Source organism: Tessaracoccus sp. SD287, assembly GCF_017355265.1.
GTDB lineage: Bacteria > Actinomycetota > Actinomycetes > Propionibacteriales > Propionibacteriaceae > Aestuariimicrobium.
Window position 1 is genome coordinate 1 of the sequence record NZ_JADIJQ010000019.1, and the last position, 22,118, is coordinate 22,118.

The window sequence follows — 22,118 nt, forward strand, 5'->3', positions numbered from 1 at the left end:
GCCGGCAAGTTGCCCGGCCTGTTCGGTGCGGTGGATCCACCGGTCGACTCTGTCCATGCTCTATCGTACACACGTACGAATGCAGAACACAAGAGCTGGGTACAAACTTTCGAGGACCCAATTCTCGAAGCGCCGGGCGACACCGCGCCGTCAAGGTCGGTCAGGCGCCACGCCGAGCTCGTGGACATCGGTCGCTCGACCTCGGCGGGCTCGCCCGCGGGCGCGTCACCCGCGGGCGCGTCAACCCTGCATGCCGCAGCACAACCATGCACATGCTCATGCCAGCTCAATCCCCGACAGGCGGCAATCCCGCGGCGAGCGATAACGTGGCCCCGTGCAGACCAATGACGCCTCCAGCCCCCAGTTCGAGACCGCAGCGTTCGAACTGCTGGCGGTGGGGTTGTTCTTCAATGACATGGTGTTCAGTGGTCTGCCCGCCGACGGCCCCCAGCCGGGACGAGAACTGCGCACCGCGCCGTACCTGGCGGTGCCGGGCGGCATCGCCAACTCCTCCATTGCTGCGGCCCGCATCGGCCTGGACGTGGGCATGGTCAGCGACGTCGGCGACGACACCCTGGGCCGCGGCATGCTGGAAACCCTGGAACGTGAGGGCGTCAACACCCGCAACTGCCTGATCCACCGCGACTGGCAGACCCCGCTGACGGTCATCCTGAACTACGCCCACGACCGGGCCATGGTGACCGCCGAGACCCCGCACCCCGGGGCGTGCGTGCTGCGCCAGCGCGAACACCCCCGGGCCGCGGTCGCCATCGCCCACCTGCAACCGTTCGCGATGCCATGGCTGGCCGAGGCGGCCGCCCACGGCACCCTGGTCATCGGCGACTGCGGCTGGGACGAATCGGGCGCCTGGGACCTCGCGGCGCTGCCCGACCTGGTCCACTGCCGCTCGTTCACCCCGAACCTCACCGAGGCACTGCATTACACCCGCACCGACAACCCCGACGCGGCCCTGCTGGCGCTGGCCGAGTACGTCCCCGAACCCGTCATCACCATGGGCGGCGACGGAGCCATCGCGCTGGACCAGGTCTCCGGTGACGTCATCAGGGTCGGTTCGCTGCCGGTCACCGTCATTGACGCCTCCGGTGCCGGTGACGTGTTCAATGCCGGGTGGGCCGCCGGGCTGCTGACCAGTTGGCCCCTCGAGCAGCGACTCAAGCTGGCCGTGGCCATGGCCTCGCTCACCGTCGCCCGACCCGGTGGGGCCATCACCTCACCCACCCTGGGCGAGCTGTGGCAGTGGGTCGCCAACCTGCCGGCCGACAGCGGTCTGGCCGCCGACTACGCCTTCGTTGCCGACATAGCCACCCATCACCAATGGAGCCGCCGATGACCACCAGTCTGCGCCGCGACGAGGCCGCCACCCGGGCCCGGACGATCAGTGAGGTCCACGCCGACGTCTCCCTCGACCTGGGCACGGGCGCGACGTTCACCAGTCATACCGTGCTCACCTTCACCGCGGTCGCCGGCCACTCCACCTTCGCCGACATCGCCACCGGCGCCGTGCACGCCGTCCTGAATGGCGCCCCCGTCCCGCCCGAGCAGGTCACCGACGGACGCATCCGACTCGACGACCTGGCTGAGCGCAACACCCTGGAGGTCACCGCTGAACTGGCCTACAGCAATGACGGGGAGGCGCTGCACCGCCACGTCGACGCCAGTGACGGCCGCACCTACCTCTATGCGATGAGCTTCCTGGACGCCGCCCCGAGGTGGTTCGCCTGCTTCGACCAGCCGGACCTGAAGGCCACCTACCAGTTCACCGTCACCGTGCCCGAGGACGACTGGATCGTCCGTGGCAACGCGCCGGTCGCCAGCCACCAGGGACGACGCTGGACCCTGGAACGCAGCCGACCCCTGTCGAGCTACTTCGTCACCCTGGTCGCCGGGCCGTACGCCGCCCTTGAGCACACCCACGACGACATCCGCCTGGAACTGCTGGCGCGCGCCTCGATGCGCGCCGAGCTGGACCGCGCCGCCGACGACCTGTTCGCCGTCACCCGGGACTGTTTCGACGCCTACCACGAACTCTTCGGGGTCAGGTACCCGTTCGGTGACTACGTCCAGGCCTTCGTCCCCGACTTCAACGCCGGCGCCATGGAGAATCCGGGCTGCGTCGTGCTGCGCGACCAGGTGCTGTTCCGGGGCGCGGCCACCCGGGCCGAGGTGATGTCACGCGCCGGACTCGTGGCCCACGAGATGGCCCACCAGTGGTTCGGCGACCTGGTCACCATGCGTTGGTGGGACGACCTGTGGCTCAACGAGTCCTTCGCCGAGTACATGGCGCACCGCGTCATCACCGCCACTGGGCGCGCCGACCTGTGGATTGACTTCGGCATCACCCGCAAGAACTGGGGCGCCGAGGCCGACCAGGGGCCCGGCTCGCACCCGATCGCCGGCAATGGCGCCGAGGACGCGCAGACCTCACTGGAGAACTTCGACGGCATCAGCTACGCCAAGGGCGCCTCGGCGCTGCGGCAGCTGGTCACCCTGATGGGCGATGACGTCTTCCTGAGCGGGCTGCGGGCCTACTTCGAGCGCTACGCCTATGCCAACGCCTCGGCGGCCGAGCTGCTCGCCTGCTGGACCGAAGCGGGCGCCCAGGGCCTCGACGACTGGGCCGCGCAGTGGCTGCTCACCCAGGACATGGACGTGCTGGGCGTCGACCCCGGGGACCAGCCCGCGATCCTGCGGCTGGCACCCGAGCAGCACCCGGCCAGGCGGACCCACGCCATCGAGGTCGCCGGGCTGGCCGCCGACGGCACCGAGATCTTCCGCACCCCCATCGTCGTGGCCGGCGACCGCCAGCCGCTCCCGGCGCCGGACCAGGCCGCCGTGCTGGTGCCCGACGCCGGCGACCAGACCTGGGCGCGGATACGCCCCTCGGTGCCGTTCGCCCAGTTGCCCGTCATCTCGTCGGTGGCTGACCCCGCCACCCGCGTGGTGCTCTACAACGCGCTGCGCGACGGGGTGCGACACGCCGAGGTCGGGGCGGGGGCAGCGCTCGAGGCGCTGCTGGCCAGCCTGGTCGGGGAGCGCGAACCCGGCATCGTGGCAGCCATGCTGGTCTGGGCGCTCGACCTGTCGGGGGACTGGATCGTCGCCGACGAGCGGGCCACGGCCCGTGCCCGCCTCGCCGATGTCGCCCAGCGCCTGCTGGAGGCCGCACCAGCCGGCTCCGACCAGCAACTGGCGGCGGCGCGTGGTCTGCTCGCCGCCTCGTCCGACCTGGACCTGCTGACCGACTGGTTGGCGGGCAGCCGGCTGCCGCAGGGCCTCGGGCTCGACCAGGACCTGCGCTGGCTGGCCGTGCACCGGCTGGTGATGCTGGGTGCCGACCCGGTGGTGATTGGCGACGAGTACGCCCGCGACCACACCTCCAGCGGACGGGTGGCGGCACGCCGGGCGCGCACCGCGCTGCCGGACGCCGAGGCCAAGCGCGAGGCACTGAGCCTGCTGGTGGCCGGCGAGGACCTCGGCAACTACGAGCTGTACGCGATCGCCGAGAACCTGTTCCTGCCCGAACAGCACGCGTTGACCGCCGACATGGTCGACGACTGGGCCAGGGGAGTGAGGGCGTTGGCAGAGACCCGGACGGGATGGGTGCTGCCCCGACTGGTGAAGTCCTCGGCACCCACCTCGCACGCGTCGGCGACGACGCGAGCGGTGCTGGTCGACCTCGAGGAGGACCCGGCCCTCTCGCCCGTGCTCGTGCGTCCGGTCGCCGAGGCACTGGCCCGCACCGACCAGATCCTCGCGGCGCAGCGCCCGGGCAACAACGCCCAAATGGGTTCTCGACCCGTCCTGACGTAGAATGAGGCCCGCGATCGGTGCGCGCCGACGTTGAGGCCTGCCGGGCTCCGTTGCCGCTGATTCACGCACGCCATGCCAGGAAGAGGACGTCTTGACCGAGAACAAGCACACGCCCGATGACGATCCGACCCGTCAGTTGCCCGTCCAGGAGCCGGCCCCACGGCCGCGACGCAAGGGACTGGTCGTCGCCACCATCGTGGCCGTGCTGGCCGTGCTGGTGGGCGGCGCCTACGTCGTGGGCTACCTGATGGCCGGTGACAAGACCCCCAAGAACGCCTCGGTCGACGGCGTCGCCATCGGCGGTCTGGGCCACGACGAGGCGGTCGCCAAACTGACCGCCGAACTCGGTGACGGTTTCAACACCCCCATCACCCTGACCGCCGACGGCACCTCGGCCACCGTCGTCCCGGCCGAGTCGGGCATGACCGTCGACTTCGATGCCACCGTGAGCAATGCCGGTGCGGGCAAGTCGTGGAACCCCACCCACATCTGGAACGTCCTGTCGGGCGGTGGGCCGCTCGAGCCGGTCACCGTCGTCGACGAGAACCAGGTCACGGCCACGATGGCCACGATCGCCCCGAAGTTTGAGGTCGCCGGCAAGGACGCCACCATCCGCCTGGACGGCATCAAGGTCGTCACCACCCCGAGCGTGCAGAAGGCGACCCTCGACCAGCAGGCCGCCGCCGCCCTGGTCATCGACGCCTGGCGCACCCAGAACACCGTCACCGCACCCTTGCTGCTCGAGGACCCGGCCATCACCAGCGACGAGGTGGACAAGGTCAAGGTCGAGTACGCGGACAAGGCGCTGTCCGGCCCGGTCACCGTCAAGCTCGACGGCGGCAAGACCTTCCCCATCGACGTCTCCTCCATCGCCGCAGCCACCAGCTTCCCGGTCAAGGACGGCACCATCTCGGCGGCCACCGACATGGACAAGATCTGGGCCGACGCCGAAAAGGCCATCACCAAGCTGGGTCTGACCAAGGGCAAGGATGCGCGCTTCACCTTCGCCGGCGGCAAGCCGACCGTGGTGCCCTCCACCGACGGCATGACCGTCGACAAGGAGGACTTCGTGAAGCTGGTGCAGCCCGCCATCACCGCCAGCGGCGCTGACCGCACGGTGAGCGTCAAGGTGACCAAGGCGCCCGCCAAGCTGAGCACCGAGGACGCCACCAAGCTGGGCGTCAAGGAGGTCACCGGGGAGTTCACCACCACCTTCCCGCACGCCGACTACCGCAACACCAACCTGTCCCGCGCAGCCGCCAGCATGAATGGCAAGCTGGTGCTGCCCGGTGAGACCTTCAGCATGAACGACACCCTGGGCCCGCGGACCCCGGCCAACGGCTACGTCGACGGCTACGTCATCCAGGGATCGCGTCTGGTCAAGGAGACCGGCGGCGGCATTTCGCAGAGCGCCACCACCGTGTTCAACGCGATCTTCTTCGCCGGCCTCGAGGACGTCGAGCACCACCCCCACACCCTCTACTTCCCGCGCTACCCGGCCGGCCGGGAGGCCACCCTGTACTACGGGCAGCTTGACCTGAAGTTCAAGAACAACACCGACCACGGGGTCCTCATCCAGGCCTTCGTCAACAAGTCGGCCCCCGGCAAGAATGGCTCGATCACCGTCAAGATCTGGTCGACCAAGGTGTGGCAGAAGGTCGAGTCGACGCCCCTGACGCCCATCGACTACTACGACACGCCACCAATCACCAGCAAGGCCAAGGACTGCGAGCCGCAGAGTGCCTCGCCGGGCTTCACCGTGAACTACGAGCGGCTGTTCTATCGCAACGGTGCCGTGGTCAAGCGCGAACCCTTCTCATGGAAGTACGCCGCCACACCCAAGGTGACCTGCGCGGTAGGATGACCACGACCCCGTCCGCAAGGACGACGCGATATTGAGGAGTGGACGTGCCCTACATCATTGGTGAGGCCTGCGTGGACATCAAGGACCGCGCGTGTGTCGACGAGTGCCCCGTCGACTGCATCTATGAGGGCAACCGGATGCTCTACATCCAGACCGATGAGTGCGTCGACTGCGGTGCGTGCGAGCCCGTCTGCCCGGTGGAGGCCATCTACTACGAGGACGACATCCCCGAGGAGCAGAAGCACTACTTCGACATCAACGTCGAGTTCTTCGACGGCATCGGTTCGCCCGGCGGCGCCGCCAAGCTCGGTGTCATCGACAAGGACCACCCCTTCGTCGCAGCCCTGCCCCCACAGGGCGAGTGAGCCGTCTCGATCGCCTGCCGGTCTTCCCCTGGGACACGATCGCCGAGGCGAAGGCCGTCGCCGCTGCCCACGACGACGGCATCGTCGACCTGTCGGTCGGCACTCCCGTCGACCCGACCCCCGGTGTCGCCATCGCGGCCCTGACCGCTGCCGCTGACGCGCACGGCTACCCCCAGGTGTGGGGCTACCCGCAGCTCCGCCGGGCGATCATCGACCACCTGGTGACCCGCTGGAACAGCGTGGAGCTGCCCGAGACCGGGGTGCTGCCCGTCATCGGCACCAAGTGGCTGGTCGCCATGCTGCCCGAACTGCTCGACCTCGGCGCCGGCGACACCATCGTCATCCCCACCACCGCCTATCCCACCTACCTGGTCGGGGGACGATTCGCCGGGGTGACGGTCGTCGAGTCCGACGCGCCGGAACTCCTTCCGGGGCCGGGCCAGCCCGGTGCCCCCCGGCTGATCTGGGTGAACTCCCCGGCCAACCCGCACGGCGCGGTGATGTCACCCGAATTGATGCGGGCCTGGATCGACTACGCCCGCTCTGTCGGGGCCGTGCTGGCCTCCGACGAGTGCTACGGCGAGTTCGTCTACGAGGGCCGTGCCTGGTCCATGCTCGACCGCGACCTCAATGGCGGTTCGGTCGAGGGGATCGTGGTGGCCATGTCGACCTCCAAGGAGTCGAACATGGCCGGCTACCGCGCCGGCTACGCCGCCGGCGACCCAAGCATCATCACCGAACTGCTGGGCCTCGGCAAGCACCTCGGCATGATGCTGCCGACCCCCGTGCTGCGGGCCATGGAAGCCGTGCTTCGCGACCGGGCCCATGTGGCTGAACAACGCGAGCGCTACCGGGCCCGGCGCCAGGTGCTGGCAGCCGCACTGCGCGACGCCGGGTTCCGCATCGACCATTCCCAGGGTGCGCTGTACCTGTGGGCCACCCGCGGGGAGGACTGCCGCGCCACCGTCGACTGGCTGGCCCGGCGCGGCATCCTGGTCGCACCCGGCGACTTCTACGGCGCCGCGGGCACCCAGCACGTCCGGATCGGACTCACCGCCAGCGACGAACGGATCGCGGCCGCAGCAACCCGACTGATGGGTTGAGTCTGGTCGGCTCAACTCTGGAATTTTTCCCTGTTCTGGGTGTTAACTATGGGTAAGAGAACTCCGGTACGAACCCGGAAGGCATCCAGACACACAGGAGGAGTTTTCCCATGCCCACCTACTACGACCCGTTCAAGGAACTGCAGTCCTTCGTGAACCAGACGCTGAACCAGACCAAGAGTCTGGGCATGCCGATGGACCTCTACCGCGACGGGGACACGTTCCGCGCCGACTTCGACCTGCCGGGGGTCGACCCGGCCAGCATCGACGTCGACATCGAGGACCGCACCATCACCATCCGCGCCGAACGGCGGGCGCAGTCACTGTCCGAGGGCAGCGAGTGGGTCGCCCGGGAACGCGGCTTCGGCACCTTTGCCCGGCAGATCACCGTGGGTCGAGGACTCGCCCTCGACAAGGTCAGCGGTGAGTACGTCGACGGCGTCCTGCAGTTGACGATCCCGGTCGCCGAGGAGGCAAAGCCTCGCAAGATCCAGGTGCAGCGCCGCACGGAGCACCACCAGGTCGGCGACACCATCCACGGAGAGGTCAGCGCCGAGCAGGACCAGCAGGCCTGAGCCCTCGACACTGACACCGACGCCGGCGCCCCCGTCCCCGGGGGCGCCGGTCGTCGTCCGGGCCCACGCCGTCCTAGCCCAGGGTGAGGGTCACCGTGGTCGGCTGCACCGGCGTGGTCACGTCCCACGGCGCGTAGGCGACGGGGTCCATCGTCCAGGTCTGGACACCACCGGCACCGCCGACGGCGATGGAACGCACCCCGGCGTCGCGCAGGTTGGCCATCGACAGGTGGGCCGCGGCCCAGGCGCTGGTGGCGTCGCCGGCGGTGATCGTCCAGACCTTGTCCGCGGTGGCGACCGTGACCTTGCCCCGCAGCCCCTTGTCGAGGACCTGGGGCAGCAGGTTCGCCGAGGGCGCCGCCGAGTCGCGCACCGCGCACGACAGCGAAGCGGTGCTGTGCCCCGTCAGGGCACTGGCCAACACCCTGGCCTCCTCGACGTGCTTGCGGTAGCCCTCCGGCACCCCGGAGCGCTGCACCTTCTGGGCGACGTCATTGATGTCGCCGGTCTGCCACCCCTTCACCTTGACCAGTGCCTCGTAGAACTTGCCGCTGGAGTACCACGGGTCCATGATTTGTTCGACGGTGCCCCAGTCCTGGCTGGGCCGCTGCTGGAACAACCCGACCGAGTCGCGGTCGCCGTAGTCAATGTTGCGCAGACTGGACTCCTGCATGGCGGTCGCCAGCGCGATGGTCGCCGCCCGGGCCGGAAGGCCGCGACGGATCGACTCGGCCACGATCACCGAGGCCCACTTGCTCTGTTCGGGGCTGAGGAAGGCGCTGCTGCCGTCGGCGGTGGCCACGCAGCCCTGGGTGACCGGCCGGGGGGCCGGGTCCGACCCGTCGGGCAGCAGCATCCGCAGCCCCCAGGCGGCGGCGAGCGCGGCAACCACCACCAGCACCACACAGGTGGACAGGATCAGGAGTCGGCTTGTCACAGAACGCACCGTGCCAGTGTAGGCAACGGTGCCGCTGTCCAACCCTTGACTAGGGGCTCGGCCCCGGCGTTGCCCGCACTAAGTTCTGGTGAGCCCGCCCGCGTCGACAGCCTGGGCCCAACGAAGGGAACGCGCATGCGTCTCACAGCAGCACTTGCGGCCGTGGTTGCCACCGCCGTCCTGCTCACCGGATGCGGCGGCAACGATGCCGCCGACGGTGACCAGACCGTCAAGATCGGTGGCGTCACGATCGTGTCACACCCGTCCCTGGACGCCATCTGGCAGGGGTTCAAGGACGGCATGAAGGACGCCGGATACGAAGAGGGCAAGAACGTCGAGTACGACTTCCAGAACCCGCAGGGTGACCAGTCGACCCTGAACTCCATTGCCAGCACCTTCGCCAACTCCGACAACGACCTGTTCGTCTCGATCGCGACCCCGCCCTCGCAGGCCCTGGTCCAGTCCATCACCGATCGTCCCATCCTGTTCTCCGGCGTCACTGACCCGGTGGACGCGGGGCTGGTCGACAACGTGGACAAGCCCGGCAAGAACGTCACGGGTGCCTCCGACTGGAACCCGCCGAAGCCCGTTCTCGAGCTGATCAAGGAGATCAAGCCCGAGACCAAGACGGTCGGCATCGTCTACACCTCCTCCGAGGCGAACTCCGAGATCCAGACCAAGCAGGCCCAGGCGGCCGCGAAGGATCTGGGGCTGGAGATCAAGGTGGTGACCGTCACCAACTCCAACGAGGTGCAGCAGGCGGCTGCCTCCCTGGACGTCGACGCCTTCTACGTCGGCAACGACAACAATGTGGTGGCCGCCATCGAGGCGCTGCTGCAGGAGGCGGAGAAGAAGAAGGCCATCGTGGTCACCTCCGACGCCGACTCGGTCGACAAGGGGGCCGCAGCGGCCATCTCCATCGACTACTACCAGCAGGGCAAGGACACCGCGAAGCTGGCCGTCGAGATCCTGAAGAACGGCAAGAAGGCCGGTGACCTGCCGGTGTCGTTCCAGACGGAACTGGACCTGGTCGTCAACCCGGCTGCTGCCCAGAAGCAGGGCACCACGATTCCGGCAGCCGTCGTCTCGCGGGCCGCGAAGACGGTGGGCTGAACCTGATGGTGACAGCTCTCGAGGTGGGCTTCCTGTATGCCGTGATGGCGTTGGGCGTCTACCTCACCTATCGGGTGCTCGACTTCCCCGACCTGACCGTCGACGGTTCGTTCACGATGGGGGCGGCCACGGCGGCCGTCCTCATCGTGGGCGGCACCGCCCCCGTACTGGCGATGGTCGCCGGCACCGGGGCGGGGGTCGTGGCCGGGTTCATCACGGGCGCCCTGCACGCCTGGGGCGGGATCAACCCGCTGCTGGCGGGCATCCTCACCCAGATCGGCCTGTGGTCGATCAACCTGCGCATCATGGGCAAGGCCAACCTGTCGCTGCTGCGCGAGCGGACCCTGTTCACGCCCCTGCGCGAGGCCGGGCTGATGGGCACGTGGTGGTCGGTGCTCATCCTGGCCGGGGTCTCGACGCTGGCCGTGCTGGTGCTGTTCTGGTTCCTGCGCACCGCCTACGGTGTCGCCATCCGCGCCACCGGGGACAACCAGCAGATGGCCGCCAGCCAGGGCATCAACACCGCCTGGACCAAGATCGCCGGTCTGGCCCTGTCCAATGGCCTGGTCGCCTTCTGCGGCACCATGGTCGCCCAGTACCAGGGCTACGCCGACATCTCGATGGGCATCGGCCTGGTCGTGGCCGGACTCGCCTCGGTGATCGTCGGGCAGGCCATCTTCGGGATGAGCCGGCTCTGGCAGGCCATCGCGGCCGCCGCCCTGGGCTCGGTGCTGTACCGCCTGGCCATCCAGATCGCCCTGGACAACGGGTTGAACCCGAACGACATGAAGCTGATCTCGGCGCTGCTGGTGGTCGCGGCGCTGCTCATCCCGAAGTGGGCACCGATCCGACGTTTCCGGATGAGGCGCCGGTCGCCCGCCCCAGCCGAACCGACCCGTGGGGTGCCCGCATGATCAAGATCACCCAGCTCACCAAGAGCTTCTTCCCCGGCACGGTGAACGAGCGCGTCGCCCTGCGCGACCTGTCCTTCACCCTGGCCGAGGGCGACTTCGCCACCGTCATTGGCTCCAATGGCGCCGGCAAGTCGACCCTGCTGAACATCATCTCGGGACGGATGCGCCCCGACGCCGGGTCGATCACCATTGGCAGCCGCGACGTCACCCGGATGTCGGAGCACCGCCGCGCCGGATTCGTCAGCAGGGTCTTCCAGGACCCGATGGCCGGCACCTCACCGCACCTGACCATCGAGGAGAACCTGGCGGTGGCCCTCGAACGCGGACGTCGGCGTGGTCTGGGCCAGGCCGTCACCCGCAGGCGCCGGGCCCTGTTCGCTGAGGAGCTGTCCCGGCTGGAACTGGGGCTGGAGAACCGGCTCACCCTCAAGGTGGGCCTGCTGTCAGGCGGCCAGCGGCAGGCACTGAGCCTGCTGATGGCGACCTTCGTCCAGCCCGAGGTGCTGCTGCTGGACGAGCACACCGCTGCCCTGGACCCTGAACGCGCGGCCCTCATCCTGCGGCTCACCGACGAGGGGGTCGCCCGGCACCAGTTGACCACCCTGATGGTGACCCACAACATGTCCCAGGCGCTGGCCCACGGCAACCGGCTGCTGATGATGCACGACGGCCAGATCGTCCTGGACCTGGCCGCCGAGCAGAAGGCCACCCGGACGCCCGAGGACCTGATGGCCGAGTTCAGCAGCCACCGCGGCGAACTGGCCGACCGGATGCTGCTGGGGGACTGAATCAGTCGTTGGCGTGCAGGGCGTCGTTCAACTCGACCGACCGGCCGGTGCGCGACTTGGCCAACACCTGGCCGGTCTGCGAGTCCCGCAGGAACAGCACGTCATGGCTGCCCGACAGTTCCTTGGCCTTGACGACCGAGCCGTCGGCCAGGGTGACCTTGGTGCCGCCGGTGACGTAGAGGCCCGACTCGACCACGCAGTTGTTGCCCAGCGAGATCCCGACGCCGGAGTTGGCACCCAGCAGGCAGCCCTCGCCAATGCTGATGACCTCGTCGCCGCCGCCCGACAGGGTGCCCATGATCGAGGCCCCGCCTCCGACGTCGGAGCCGTCACCCACCACCACACCTGCCGAGATGCGTCCCTCGACCATCGAGGTGCCCAGGGTGCCGGCATTGAAGTTGACGAAGCCCTCGTGCATGACGGTGGTGCCGGCCGCCAGGTGGGCACCGAGCCGCACCCGGTCGGCGTCGGCGATCCGCACGCCCGAGGGGGTGACGTAGTCGGTCATCCGCGGGAACTTGTCGACCGAGATGACCGTGACGTGGCCGCGGTTGCCGCGCAGCGCGACCCGGGTGCGTTCGAAGCCTTCCACCGCGCAGGGCCCCGCCGAGGTCCAGACCACGTTCGGCAGCGCACCGAAGATGCCGTCCAGGTTGATGGTGCGCGGACGGGCCAGGCGATGGCTGAGCAGGTGCAGGCGCAGGTAGGCGTCGGAGGTGTCCGCCGGGGCCGCGTCCAGGTCGATCACGGTCTGGACGAGCCGCACCTCGACCCGGCGGGTCTCGTCATCGGTCCTGGACGAGATCAGTTCGGCGGGGGCCAGGTCCTGGTCGCCGGGCAGCCCCAACTGGGGGTTGGGGAACCAGGTGTCGAGCACCTGTCCGGACTCGTGGACGGTGGCCAGCCCCCAACCCCAGGCGGGGCGGCGGAACTCATCATGGGAACGCGATTGGGTCATGGGGTCATCCTAGGGGAGCCACCCTGCGCGCCTCCGGCTCGCCCAGACCCAGCATCAGCCGGTTGGCCCAGTTGAAGAAAGCGGCGCTGTTGATGACGTCCAGCACCGAGGCCTCGTCCAGCCCCGCCGAGCGCAGCCGGTCGACGTGGCCCTGGTTGAACTGGACGGGGGTGCGGGTCAGTGCCGTCGCGGCGGCCACCACCGCGTTCCACAGTTCGCAACCGAGGTCGGCCTCGACGCCCTCGGCCAGCAGTCGCGCCACGTCGGTGTCGCGGCCCGACTGCTCGATCGCGAAGTTCGCGTGCACCGACGCGCAGAACACGCAGCCGTTGAGACGAGACGTGGCGGCGGCGCTGAGTTCACGCTCGGCCCGGCCCAGGCCGCCCTCGACGTTGTAGAAGATGTCGTTGTCGGTGAGGGTGCGAGCCTTCAGCGCCTGCGGGTCGCGGGCCAGCAGCCGGAAGTAGGGCATGTCGGCACGCCGCGGCTCGACCAGTGCCTCGAGCTGCGCCGGGGTCAGGTCGGCCTTGGCGACCGGGGGAGCCCAGGGACGCCAGCCCAGGGAGTGGCTGACGAAGACGTCGGGGGCCGAGATGCCCGGGTAGGTGGTCACCGGGAAGCCGACGTCGGACAGCTGCCAGTCCACCTCGGCGGACGGCGACACCCGGGTGGCGTCACGGACGATCTGGGCGGTGCCGTCGACCACCCGCAGGCCGTGGACCACCCGCAGCTGGAAGGCCAGGAAGCTGACCAACTGGGCCAGGCTGACCAGGTCGTCGGCGCTCCAGCCGGCCCCGGACAGGTGCCCCAGGACCTCCGGGCGGGAGTCGCGGGGGTGGAAGACCCACAGGTGCGCCGCGTCAAAGGCCGCGGCCAGGCGCCCACCGAGGGCTGCCGCGTCGTGACGCACCGAGGCCACCGGCTCGGACTCGGCAACCAGGCCGGTCTCGCGGTAGCTGCCGGCCGGTCCGGTGGACAGGCCCTCGCTGACCGCGGCGGCGACGGCCTCGCGCAGGGCCGCGGGGGCGTCGTCGAGCAGCAGCTCGGAGTAGAAGTCAAAGGCGGCCTGGTCGCGGTGCAGGCCGGCGACGTAGGCGGCCACCGCGTAGCGCTCACCGAAGCTGAACGTGCCCGGGTTGATCGGCTCCAGCAATGACTCGAAGCTGCGCTGGGCGTTGTCCAGGGCCTGCTGGCGCTGGGTGCGGGTGCGGGCCAGGATCCCGTCGGGGGCGATGCCGCTGAGCACGGTGATGATGTCGGTCATGCACTGGCCAACCCCGATCGGTCGGTCTGCATTCCCCCGGGTGGGGGCACTAGTCTCGATGTCATGAGCACCGCCACCTCGATCGACCCGTCCGCCGACCTCGTCACCCTGCTGCGCCAGCTGGTCGACATCGAGTCTGTCAGCGGCAACGAGGACGCACTTGCCGACCAGGTCGAGGCGGTGTTGCGGGGCTGCGAGCACCTCGAGGTGACCCGGATCGGGAACACCATCGCCGCCCGCACCCACCTCGGACGCCCCGAGCGGGTCGTGATCGCGGGTCACCTCGACACGGTGCCGGTGGCGAACAACCTGCCCAGTTGGACCGAACAGGGCCCCGACGGTGTGCGCATCCATGGCCGCGGTACCTGCGACATGAAGGGTGGGGTGGCCGTCGCGCTGAAGAACGCCGTGGCGCTGACCGCACCCAGCCGGGACGTCACCTGGTTGTTCTACGACTGCGAAGAGGTCGAGTCCGCCCGCAACGGGCTGGTCCGGGTCGGGCGGGAGCGGCCCGACCTGCTGGCCGCTGACTTCGCCGTGCTGATGGAACCCACCAGCGCCGGTGTCGAGGGCGGCTGCCAGGGCACCGCCCGGTTCGCCGTCCGCACCCGTGGCGTGGCGGCCCACTCGGCCCGGTCCTGGCTCGGGCACAACGCCATCCATGACCTGGCGCCGATCCTGACCCGCATCACCGAGTTCGAGGCACGCGAGATCGAGGTGGACGGCCTGCTGTTCCGGGAGGGGCTCAATGCGGTCGCCATTGGGGGAGGGATCGCCGGCAACGTCGTGCCCGACGCGGCCGAGGTCACCGTCAACTACCGCTTCGCCCCCGACAAGGACGCCGAGGCCGCCGAGGCCCTGATGCGCCAGCACTTCACCGGCTGGGAGCTTGAGTTCGACGACATGGCCCCCGGTGCCCGGCCGGGCCTCGATCGTGCAGCGGCGGCGGCCTTCGTCGCGGCCGTGGGGGTCGCGCCCCGCGCCAAGTACGGCTGGACCGACGTCGCGCGCTTCAGTGACCTGGGCATCCCGGCGGTCAATTTCGGCCCCGCGGACCCCGGCAAGGCGCACGCCGATGACGAGTTCTGCCCGGCGGCAGACCTGGAGACCTGCCACACCGTCCTGCAGCGCTGGCTGTCAGCCTGACCGAACGACCAACCAGCCCGAGCCCCGGAGGACCCCATGAACCAAGCGAGCCACGGCCCCATCGACAATGCCCCCCGGCCCGACGGGTCCGCCGTCCGGCAGGGCCCGGTGGTGCGCCGCAAGGACCAGATGCAGCGCACCACCACCGACCAGCGGTTGCTGGAAGGCGGCCACGGCAACGGCTGGGTGCACTCCGACCCGTGGCGGGTGATGCGCATCCAGTCGGAGTTCGTGGAGGGCTTCGGCACCCTGGCCGACCTCGGCCCGGCGATCTCGATCTTCGGCTCGGCACGCACCAGCAGCGACCACCCCATGTACCAGGCCGCCGAGGCCCTGGCCCGCGGGCTGGTGGCCCGCGGCTACGCCGTGATCACCGGCGGCGGGCCGGGCATCATGGAGGCCGCCAACCGGGGCGCGTCACTGTCAGGGGGCACCTCGGTCGGGCTCGGCATCGAGCTGCCGTTCGAGGCGTCCATGAACGAGCACGTGAACCTGGGCATCAACTTCCGCTACTTCTTCGCCCGCAAGGTGATGTTCCTGAAGTACGCCCAGGGCTTCGTGGTGATGCCCGGTGGTCTGGGCACCTTCGACGAACTGTTCGAGGCGCTGACCCTGGCCCAGACCGGCAAGGTGACCCACTTCCCCGTCGTCCTGTTCGGCACCACCTACTGGTCGGGACTGATCGACTGGATGCGTGATCAGGTGTTGGCCGAGGGCTACATCGGCACCGACGACCTCGACTCTCTGGTCGTCACCGACGACGTCACCGTGGCGCTCGACTGCGTGACCCGCGGCGCGCTGGGCGGCGAGGGCGTCGAGGAGGGCGGGGCTGCACCGTCGCCCCGGTAGGCTGGGACTCATGATGTGGTTACTCGGGGTGATTGCCGTCGCAATCATTGCCTGCGGGGTGTTCCTGGCCTCGGACAAGTTCGGTTCGATGCCCGAACTGGTCGACGACCACCCGGTGCCACGACTCCCCGAGGGCGACTTCACTGCCCAGAACCTGGCCGAGGTGCGCTTTGCCCGGGTGATCCGCGGCTATGCGCCGCACCAGGTGGACGACCTGCTCGACCGGGCCGCCCAGAGCCTCGCCGGCGCGGGCGTGGCGCGTCCGATGACCGGCGCCGACCTGCAGGCCGCCGCCTTCACCGTGGTCGGACGCGGCTACCACATGGGCCAGGTGGACCTGGTCATCGACCGGCTGGCCTGGCAGTTCGACCGGCCCGCGCAGACCCCTGAAGCGGTACCCCGGACCCCGGATGTCACGTCGTCCGAGGGGTGACGACAGCCCTTGACGGGCACTTGTCGGCGGAATGCGGAATAATAGGACATGTCAGTCTCGCAGCTCACGATAGGAAGTGGCCACATGGCAGCTATGAAGCCTCGCACTGGTGACGGACCCATGGAGGTCACGAAAGAAGGACGCGGCATCATCATGCGTGTCCCCGTCGACGGAGGTGGACGTCTGGTGGTCGAGCTCAATGCCGAAGAAGCGACCGCCCTGTTGACCTGCCTGAAGGATCCCGAGTTGAAGCTGCCGCAGTGACCGCAGTTCCCCCGTCCCTGCGGATGTGACATCGGCGCCACCCCGAGGTGGCGCCGTTTCGCGTTTCGGTGGTCCTCAGGACCGGCTGCGCTCCCGATGACGGGCCACGGCGGCCTCGTAGACGGCCACGGTCTCACCGGCGATCTTTGCCCAGCTGAACTCGGCGATGCAGCGCTGGCGTCCCGCCCTGCCCATGGCGGCGGCACGATCAGGGTCGCGGGTCAGGGCATTGACCTGCTCGGCGAACCGGGCCTCGAAGTCGGCGACGTAGTCGGGGTCGTCGGCGCGGGTAGGGTCATAGGCGACCAGATGGCCCGTCTCGCCGTCGACGACGACCTCGGGGATGCCGCCCACGGCGCTGGCGACCACGGCTGTCTCGGTGGCCATCGCCTCCAGGTTCACGATGCCGAGCGGTTCGTAGATCGACGGGCAGGCGAAGACGGTGGCGTGGCTGAGCACCTGGCGGACGCTGCCACGGTCGAGCATCCTCTCGACCCAGATCACGTCCCCGCCGCGCTCCCGCTGAAGTTCCGCGAAGGCACCATTGAACTCCGCCGCGATCTCGGGGGTGTCGGGGGCACCGGCCAGCAACACCAGCTGGGTGCCGGGGTCGAGTTGGCGGGCGGCGCGGAGCAGGTGGATCAGACCCTTCTGCCGGGTGATGCGTCCGACGAAGACGACGCTCGGCTTGGACGGGTCCATGCCGATCTCCTCCAGCGCAGCGGTGCCGTGGTCGGGCTTGAACTCGTCTGTGTCGATGCCATTGCGCACCACGTGCACCTTGTCGGGGTCCAGCTCGGGGTAGGACTCGAGCACACCCCTGGCCATGCCGGCGCTGACCGCGATCACGGCATCGGCGCCCTGGAACGCGGTGCGCTCGGCCCAGGAGCTGAGGCGGTAGCCGCCGCCCAGCTGCTCGACCTTCCACGGCCGGTGGGGCTCCAGGGAGTGGGCACTGACCACGTGCGGCACCGACTGGAACAGTCCACCAATGTGGCCGGCCAGGTTGGCGTACCACGTGTGGGAGTGGATCAGGTCGAGGTCCTCGGGCAGCGCGTTGACCATGGACAGGTCGGCGCCGAAGACCCGCAGCGCCGCATTGGCGCCTTCGGGGAAGTTCTCGGCATGAGCCGTCGCGCCCTCGCGCGGCTCACCCATGCACTGGACGTCGACGGTGACGAACGTGCGCAACTGGGGGACGAGTTGGCCGACGTGGACGCCGGCACCGCCGTAGATGTGGGGCGGATACTCACGGGTGAGGATCGAAACCTTCATGACGAGATCGTTGCACACGCCACCACGGTGTGCGACGTCCGGGACGACACGTGCCCGCCCAGATGTTCTGGACGGGCACTTGAGGTGGAGCGGGCGCCGGGACTTGAACCAAGTTCTCCCCACAGGAAGTGGGGCGCCTCACCCATAGGCCTCACCCGCAGAGCTCGAAAGCTCTGGACCACCGTAGCGCATCAACCGAGGGTGCCGGTGATCTCGTGGGGGACGTGCGGCAGGGTGCCGCTGACCTTCACCTCGCCGACGCTCAATTCGATGCCGTGGACCTTCTTGGTGGCGGGGTCGGTGACGTAGACCCAGTGGCCCTGGGTGTGGATGGTCGGCCGCGGCTGCTTCCAGTCCGTCGGTTCGGTGAACGGCTCGACGACCTTGATCGACGTCTCGATGTGGCCATGGTCGGGCTCAATGATGTGCAGCTGGCCGTCATTGGTGAGCACCAGCGCCTGGCCCTCGGCGGTGAACGCCAGACCGCGGAAGGTGTAGGCGGTCGGCATCTTCACCAGGTTGATGGTGCCCTCCACGGTGTTGATGATGGCCACCTCCGTCGGCTTGGCGTCGGCTGAGAGCTTGTAGTCGGCCAGCACCCACGGTGACTCCGAAGAGCCGAACAGGTTGCCGAGGCGGGCGAAATCCGCAGCGGCCTTGACCTTGGTGATCGTGTCACCCTTGACCAGCAGCACCCCGTCCTCGCAACCGATGACCACGGCGTCCTTGGCCACGGTGGCGCCGTGCGTGCCCGGGCACTCGCTCGACTCGGCCAGGGTCGCGCCGGCAGCGTCGACCAGCCGGATGCCGACGGGGTCGGGTCCCTGGGCGATGGTGTGCAGCAGCTTCCCGTCGGCCAGCGGGATGGCGTTGCCGTGATGGGCGGGCACCGTCAGGGTTCGGACGGGGGTGGGGTTCGGCTCGCCGAGGTGCTGCGACTCGTAGACCTCGATGGATCCGTCACCGTCGTCGAAGACTGCCGTCAACCCACCATGGGGGGAGACGTGACCAGTCTTCTTCATGGCCAGCGTCGTGGCGGTGAAGCCGGGTGTGGTCACCTTGGAGTCGCCGTGGTCGCCGTGGGCCTGGGTCCAGGAACCGAGGTCGAGCACCTTGAGGGCCGACCCGTCGGCGTCCACCATGGTGAACCGTGCGTTCCCGGTGGGTCGCAGCCTCAGGAATCCCTGCTGGGGCAGGTCGGAGATCAGCTTCATGGTGGTCGCGTCCACGACCATCACGCCACCGGCGTGGGTCAGGGCAAGGCGCGGTGCCCTGGCGTCAACGCCCTGGGTCTCGCCGTCGGAGGACCCGTGCTCCTCGTGCTCGTCGTGCTCGTCCTCGTGAGCAGACGACGAGGGCAGCGGTGCAGGGGTGCTGGCCGGGGCGGATCCGCAGCCCGCCAGGGTCAGTGCGCCGGTCAGGACGACGAGGCCGTATCTGGGAATCATTCTCATGTGCAGTAGCTTCGCGATAATGAGAATGAGTGTCAACTGGCCGCTGGGGGAAACTCGGGGCCAACACTGGGCAATTCCTTCCCACAACGCGGTTCTGATCGATAGGTTCAGGGCATGCAGAGTCGTCCGAAGGTCTTGTCCATCGTCCTCGCCGGCGGCGAGGGCAAGCGTCTGATGCCATTGACGGCGGACCGCGCCAAGCCGGCCGTCCCATTCGGCGGCACCTACCGCCTGATCGACTTCGTGCTGTCCAACCTCGCCAACTCCGAGTTGCGGCAGATCGCCGTGCTCACCCAGTACAAGTCGCATTCGCTCGACCGGCACATCTCGCTGACGTGGCGGATGTCGACGCTGCTGGGCAACTACGTCACCCCGGTCCCGGCCCAGCAGCGGCTCGGGCCGCAGTGGTACCAGGGCAGCGCCGACGCCATCCACCAGTCGATGAACCTGATCGTCGACGAGGACCCCGACTACGTGGTGGTCTTCGGCGCCGACAACATCTACCGGATGGACGTCGCAGCGATGCTGCGCGCCCACATCGACTCGGGTCTGGACGCCACGATCGCTGGCATCCGGGTGCCGCGCAAGGACGCCTCAGCCTTCGGGATCATCGACGCCGACGCGTCGGCCAAGATCGTCAACTGGCTGGAGAAGCCGGCCGACCCGCCCGGCCTGCCCGACTCGCCCGATGAGTCATTCGCCTCCATGGGCAACTACATCTTCACCCGCAAGGCCTTCGTCGAGGCACTGGAGGCCGACGCCGCCGACCTCGAGTCCAAGCGCGACATGGGCGGCAACATCGTGCCCTGGTTCGTCAACAAGGGACGCGCCCAGGTCTACGACTTCTCGTTGCAGAGCGTGCCTGGCTCGACTGAGAAGGACCGCAACTACTGGCGGGACGTGGGCACCATCGACGCCTACCACGAGGCCCACATGGACCTGGTCTCGGTGGACCCGGAGTTCAACCTGTACAACCCGGAGTGGCCGATCTGGACCGACCAGGTGCAGGCCCCCGGCGCCAAGTTCACCCTGCGCGGCACCGCGGAGGACTCGATCGTCAGCAGTGGCTGCATCATCTCCGGCGCCGACGTTGACCAGGCCGTGCTCAGCCCACGGGTGCGCATCCAGAAGTACGCCAAGGTGGACCGGTCGGTGGTCATGAACAACGTCGAGATCGGTCGCCACGCCCGGATCGCCGACGCCATCGTGGACAAGTCGGTCGTGGTGGACGCGGGGGCGGAGATCGGCCTCGACAAGGACGCCGACCGCGCTCGGGGCTTCCACGTCTCGGCCGGGGGCATCACCGTCGTCCCCAAGGGGGCCCACGTCAGGGGACAGTGAGCGCGCCCCCTGGGCGGGTCAGGCCTTGACGGCGACGAGCAAGCCCTGGCCCACCGGCAGCAGCGCCGGGGTGAACTCCTCGGTCTCCAGGACCGAGCCCAGCGCCTCGCGCAGGATCACGGCCTCGTCGTCCTCGTTGTCGGGGTCGGCCACCCGGTTGCGCCACAGCGCGTCATTGAGGACCAGCACGCCCCCGTGGCGCAGCAGCCGCAGCGCCTGGGCGACGTACTCGACGTACTCCAGCTTGTCCCCATTGATGAAGACCAGGTCGTAGGCGCCGTCGCTGAGCCGAGGCAGCACGTCCAGCGCGATGCCGGCGATCAGTCGGAACCGGGAGGTGGGGATGCCGGCGGCCAGGAATGCCTTGCGCGCTTCACCCTGTCGATCGGACTCGGGGTCGATGCTGGTCAGCACGCCGGGGGTCTGCATGCCCTCGAAGAGGGCCAGTCCACTGGTGCCGCTGCCGGTGCCGACCTCCACGACCTGCTTGGCGCCGATGGCTGCGGCCAGCAGGCGAAGGGTGCTCACGGTGCCGGTGGGCAGCGCGTCGATGCCGAGACCGGCGGCGGCCCGGCGGCTGGCGGCGATGGAGTCGCTGGGCAGGACATAGTCCTCGGCGAAGCCCCAGGAGCGAAGGTCGAGGCCGTCTGCGTTCTGCGGTGAAGTCACAGGCACAGCCTAGCCACTAGCATGGCCCCATGACCCACACACCTGCCACCCAGCCGCGACTGGGCCGACTTGTGACGGCAATGGTCACCGGATTCGGCGAGGACGGCTCGCTCGACCTGGCCGCCGTCCGTCGTCTGGCCACCGACCTGGTCGACGACCAGGGCAACGACGGGCTGGTCGTCAATGGCACCACCGGTGAGTCCCCGACGACCACCGAGGACGAGAAGTTCGAGGTCGTCGCGGCCGCGCTGGAGGCCGTCGGTGACCGAGCGCAGGTGATCGCCGGGGTGGGCAGCTTCGACACGGCCCACACGGTCAGGATGGCCAGGCGCGCCGCCGACACCGGTGCCCACGCCCTGCTGGTGGTGGCCCCGTACTACTCGCGTCCGGTGCAGGCCGGCATCCTCGCCCACTTCCGTGCCGTCGCCGACGCCACCGACCTGCCGATGATGGTCTACGACATTCCCCACCGCACCGGCGTGGCGATTGCCCCCGAGACGCTGGTCACCCTGGCCGAGCACCCGAACATCGTTGCCGTCAAGGACGCCAAGGGAGACCTGGTCAGCTCGTCGCAGGTGATCGCCGAGACTGGCCTGGACTACTACGCCGGTGATGACGCCATCACCCTGCCGCTGATGTCGGTGGGCGGGGTCGGCGTGGTCGGCACCTCGACCCACTTCACCGGGCGCGGCATGCGGGACCTCATCGACGCCGTGCTGGCCAACGACTGGACCCACGCGCTGGAGGTGCACCGGCGCTGGTTGCCCGCCTTCACCAGTGTTTTCGGCGCTCCCGGCTGCTGCACCGTCAAGGCCGGGTTGCGGGCTGAGGGCCGTGGGGTCGGCTCGGTGCGCCTGCCCATGGTGGAAGCCGAGCAGGACGTCGTCGAGCGGTTCCTGACCGCGCTGCGCCAGGCCGAACGCGGCTGAACGGCTCCGGCGTCGCCTCTCAGGTGGACGTGGCAAAATGGGCGAC

The 22,118-nt window shown here is 69.1% G+C and carries 21 protein-coding genes and 1 tRNA gene; 15 read left to right on the forward strand and 7 right to left on the reverse strand.

What is annotated here, in order from left to right; all coding sequences use genetic code 11:
• Window positions 1–334: 334 nt before the first annotated feature.
• The 6 genes from IPV09_RS08940 (at window position 335) to IPV09_RS08965 (ending at window position 7,738) form a co-directional block, all read left to right on the forward strand.
• On the forward strand, window positions 335–1,351 hold the full coding sequence (locus IPV09_RS08940) for a PfkB family carbohydrate kinase (RefSeq protein WP_207474897.1): 1,017 nt from the start codon (window positions 335–337) through the stop codon (window positions 1,349–1,351).
• Window positions 1,348–3,831 carry an aminopeptidase N gene (gene pepN / locus IPV09_RS08945; RefSeq protein ID WP_207474898.1) on the forward strand — a complete coding sequence of 828 codons (2,484 nt, stop codon included), beginning with the start codon at window positions 1,348–1,350 and terminating at the stop codon, window positions 3,829–3,831. The genes IPV09_RS08940 and pepN overlap by 4 nt, the downstream gene beginning before the upstream one ends.
• Window positions 3,832–3,922: 91 nt before the next feature.
• A complete protein-coding gene (locus tag IPV09_RS08950) occupies window positions 3,923–5,695 on the forward strand; it encodes a VanW family protein (RefSeq protein ID WP_207474899.1) in 1,773 nt (590 codons plus the stop codon).
• Window positions 5,696–5,739: 44 nt separating this feature from the next.
• Window positions 5,740–6,060 carry a ferredoxin gene (gene fdxA, locus IPV09_RS08955; RefSeq protein ID WP_207474900.1) on the forward strand — a complete coding sequence of 107 codons (321 nt, stop codon included), beginning with the start codon at window positions 5,740–5,742 and terminating at the stop codon, window positions 6,058–6,060.
• The gene (gene dapC, locus IPV09_RS08960; protein ID WP_207474901.1) at window positions 6,057–7,163 is read left to right on the forward strand and encodes a succinyldiaminopimelate transaminase; all 1,107 of its coding nucleotides are present in this window, start codon (window positions 6,057–6,059) and stop codon (window positions 7,161–7,163) included. Before fdxA ends, dapC begins: the two co-directional genes overlap by 4 nt.
• Before the next feature lie 110 nt (window positions 7,164–7,273).
• The gene (locus IPV09_RS08965; protein ID WP_207474902.1) at window positions 7,274–7,738 is read left to right on the forward strand and encodes an Hsp20/alpha crystallin family protein; all 465 of its coding nucleotides are present in this window, start codon (window positions 7,274–7,276) and stop codon (window positions 7,736–7,738) included.
• 73 nt (window positions 7,739–7,811) lie between these two features.
• Here IPV09_RS08965 and IPV09_RS14655 read toward each other — a convergent pair whose 3' ends face one another.
• Entirely contained in the window at window positions 7,812–8,684 is an 873-nt protein-coding gene (locus IPV09_RS14655; RefSeq protein ID WP_370590264.1) for a hypothetical protein, read from the reverse strand.
• A gap of 126 nt (window positions 8,685–8,810) precedes the next feature.
• On the opposite strand from IPV09_RS14655, the gene IPV09_RS08975 reads away from it, so the two are divergent.
• From IPV09_RS08975 to IPV09_RS08985, 3 genes are read left to right on the forward strand one after another with little or no spacing between them, the layout of a single operon-like run.
• Window positions 8,811–9,788, forward strand: coding sequence for an ABC transporter substrate-binding protein (locus tag IPV09_RS08975; protein WP_207474903.1), 978 nt, complete (start codon window positions 8,811–8,813; stop codon window positions 9,786–9,788).
• A gap of 5 nt (window positions 9,789–9,793) precedes the next feature.
• A complete protein-coding gene (locus IPV09_RS08980) occupies window positions 9,794–10,702 on the forward strand; it encodes an ABC transporter permease (RefSeq protein WP_207474904.1) in 909 nt (302 codons plus the stop codon).
• Complete coding sequence (locus IPV09_RS08985; RefSeq protein ID WP_207474905.1) at window positions 10,699–11,490, forward strand: ABC transporter ATP-binding protein; 792 nt, start codon at window positions 10,699–10,701, stop codon at window positions 11,488–11,490. Before IPV09_RS08980 ends, IPV09_RS08985 begins: the two co-directional genes overlap by 4 nt.
• 1 nt (window position 11,491) lies before the next feature.
• Here the strand turns inward: IPV09_RS08985 and dapD are convergent, their stop codons facing one another.
• The gene (gene dapD / locus IPV09_RS08990) at window positions 11,492–12,448 is read right to left on the reverse strand and encodes a 2,3,4,5-tetrahydropyridine-2,6-dicarboxylate N-succinyltransferase (RefSeq protein WP_207474906.1); all 957 of its coding nucleotides are present in this window, start codon (window positions 12,446–12,448) and stop codon (window positions 11,492–11,494) included.
• Window positions 12,449–12,452: 4 nt separating this feature from the next.
• Window positions 12,453–13,712: an alkylhydroperoxidase domain protein gene (locus IPV09_RS08995; RefSeq protein ID WP_207474907.1), complete on the reverse strand. Its 1,260-nt coding sequence runs from the start codon at window positions 13,710–13,712 to the stop codon at window positions 12,453–12,455.
• 63 nt (window positions 13,713–13,775) lie between these two features.
• Between IPV09_RS08995 and dapE the strand changes: the two genes are divergently transcribed.
• The 4 genes from dapE to IPV09_RS09015 all read left to right on the forward strand — a co-directional run bounded on the left by dapE (window position 13,776) and on the right by IPV09_RS09015 (window position 16,404).
• Window positions 13,776–14,858: a succinyl-diaminopimelate desuccinylase gene (gene dapE / locus IPV09_RS09000; protein ID WP_207474908.1), complete on the forward strand. Its 1,083-nt coding sequence runs from the start codon at window positions 13,776–13,778 to the stop codon at window positions 14,856–14,858.
• A gap of 36 nt (window positions 14,859–14,894) precedes the next feature.
• Window positions 14,895–15,707, forward strand: a complete 813-nt coding sequence (locus tag IPV09_RS09005; protein ID WP_207474909.1) for a TIGR00730 family Rossman fold protein — start codon at window positions 14,895–14,897, stop codon at window positions 15,705–15,707.
• 10 nt (window positions 15,708–15,717) lie between these two features.
• Window positions 15,718–16,140, forward strand: coding sequence for a DivIVA domain-containing protein (locus IPV09_RS09010; RefSeq protein WP_207474910.1), 423 nt, complete (start codon window positions 15,718–15,720; stop codon window positions 16,138–16,140).
• A gap of 84 nt (window positions 16,141–16,224) precedes the next feature.
• Complete coding sequence (locus IPV09_RS09015; protein WP_207474911.1) at window positions 16,225–16,404, forward strand: DUF3117 domain-containing protein; 180 nt, start codon at window positions 16,225–16,227, stop codon at window positions 16,402–16,404.
• Window positions 16,405–16,479: 75 nt separating this feature from the next.
• Here the strand turns inward: IPV09_RS09015 and glgA are convergent, their stop codons facing one another.
• The 3 genes from glgA to IPV09_RS09030 all read right to left on the reverse strand — a co-directional run bounded on the left by glgA (window position 16,480) and on the right by IPV09_RS09030 (window position 19,133).
• Window positions 16,480–17,679, reverse strand: a complete 1,200-nt coding sequence (gene glgA, locus IPV09_RS09020; RefSeq protein WP_207474912.1) for a glycogen synthase — start codon at window positions 17,677–17,679, stop codon at window positions 16,480–16,482.
• Between the two features lie 85 nt (window positions 17,680–17,764).
• A tRNA-Gly gene (locus IPV09_RS09025) sits at window positions 17,765–17,838 on the reverse strand.
• 32 nt (window positions 17,839–17,870) lie between these two features.
• On the reverse strand, window positions 17,871–19,133 hold the full coding sequence (locus tag IPV09_RS09030; protein WP_207474913.1) for a hypothetical protein: 1,263 nt from the start codon (window positions 19,131–19,133) through the stop codon (window positions 17,871–17,873).
• A 114-nt stretch (window positions 19,134–19,247) separates the two neighbouring features.
• On the opposite strand from IPV09_RS09030, the gene glgC reads away from it, so the two are divergent.
• Window positions 19,248–20,474, forward strand: coding sequence for a glucose-1-phosphate adenylyltransferase (gene glgC, locus IPV09_RS09035; RefSeq protein WP_207474914.1), 1,227 nt, complete (start codon window positions 19,248–19,250; stop codon window positions 20,472–20,474).
• Between the two features lie 18 nt (window positions 20,475–20,492).
• Here glgC and IPV09_RS09040 read toward each other — a convergent pair whose 3' ends face one another.
• A complete protein-coding gene (locus IPV09_RS09040) occupies window positions 20,493–21,143 on the reverse strand; it encodes an O-methyltransferase (protein ID WP_207474915.1) in 651 nt (216 codons plus the stop codon).
• A gap of 29 nt (window positions 21,144–21,172) precedes the next feature.
• On the opposite strand from IPV09_RS09040, the gene dapA reads away from it, so the two are divergent.
• Window positions 21,173–22,072, forward strand: a complete 900-nt coding sequence (gene dapA, locus IPV09_RS09045) for a 4-hydroxy-tetrahydrodipicolinate synthase (RefSeq protein WP_207474916.1) — start codon at window positions 21,173–21,175, stop codon at window positions 22,070–22,072.
• Window positions 22,073–22,118 lie beyond the last annotated feature (46 nt).

Bases quoted from the DNA above. Each gene is read 5' to 3' on its own strand.
- IPV09_RS08995 (WP_207474907.1), bottom strand. From the start codon at position 13,712: ATGACCGACATCATCACCGTGCTCAGCGGCATCGCCCCCGACGGGATC.
- IPV09_RS08985 (WP_207474905.1), top strand. From the start codon at position 10,699: ATGATCAAGATCACCCAGCTCACCAAGAGCTTCTTCCCCGGCACGGTG.
- IPV09_RS08965 (WP_207474902.1), top strand. From the start codon at position 7,274: ATGCCCACCTACTACGACCCGTTCAAGGAACTGCAGTCCTTCGTGAAC.
- glgC (WP_207474914.1), top strand. From the start codon at position 19,248: ATGCAGAGTCGTCCGAAGGTCTTGTCCATCGTCCTCGCCGGCGGCGAG.
- dapD (WP_207474906.1), bottom strand. From the start codon at position 12,448: ATGACCCAATCGCGTTCCCATGATGAGTTCCGCCGCCCCGCCTGGGGT.
- IPV09_RS09005 (WP_207474909.1), top strand. From the start codon at position 14,895: ATGAACCAAGCGAGCCACGGCCCCATCGACAATGCCCCCCGGCCCGAC.
- pepN (WP_207474898.1), top strand. From the start codon at position 1,348: ATGACCACCAGTCTGCGCCGCGACGAGGCCGCCACCCGGGCCCGGACG.
- IPV09_RS08980 (WP_207474904.1), top strand. From the start codon at position 9,794: ATGGTGACAGCTCTCGAGGTGGGCTTCCTGTATGCCGTGATGGCGTTG.
- glgA (WP_207474912.1), bottom strand. From the start codon at position 17,679: ATGAAGGTTTCGATCCTCACCCGTGAGTATCCGCCCCACATCTACGGC.
- IPV09_RS08975 (WP_207474903.1), top strand. From the start codon at position 8,811: ATGCGTCTCACAGCAGCACTTGCGGCCGTGGTTGCCACCGCCGTCCTG.
- dapE (WP_207474908.1), top strand. From the start codon at position 13,776: ATGAGCACCGCCACCTCGATCGACCCGTCCGCCGACCTCGTCACCCTG.
- IPV09_RS09010 (WP_207474910.1), top strand. From the start codon at position 15,718: ATGATGTGGTTACTCGGGGTGATTGCCGTCGCAATCATTGCCTGCGGG.
- dapA (WP_207474916.1), top strand. From the start codon at position 21,173: ATGACCCACACACCTGCCACCCAGCCGCGACTGGGCCGACTTGTGACG.
- IPV09_RS09015 (WP_207474911.1), top strand. From the start codon at position 16,225: ATGGCAGCTATGAAGCCTCGCACTGGTGACGGACCCATGGAGGTCACG.
- IPV09_RS09030 (WP_207474913.1), bottom strand. From the start codon at position 19,133: ATGAGAATGATTCCCAGATACGGCCTCGTCGTCCTGACCGGCGCACTG.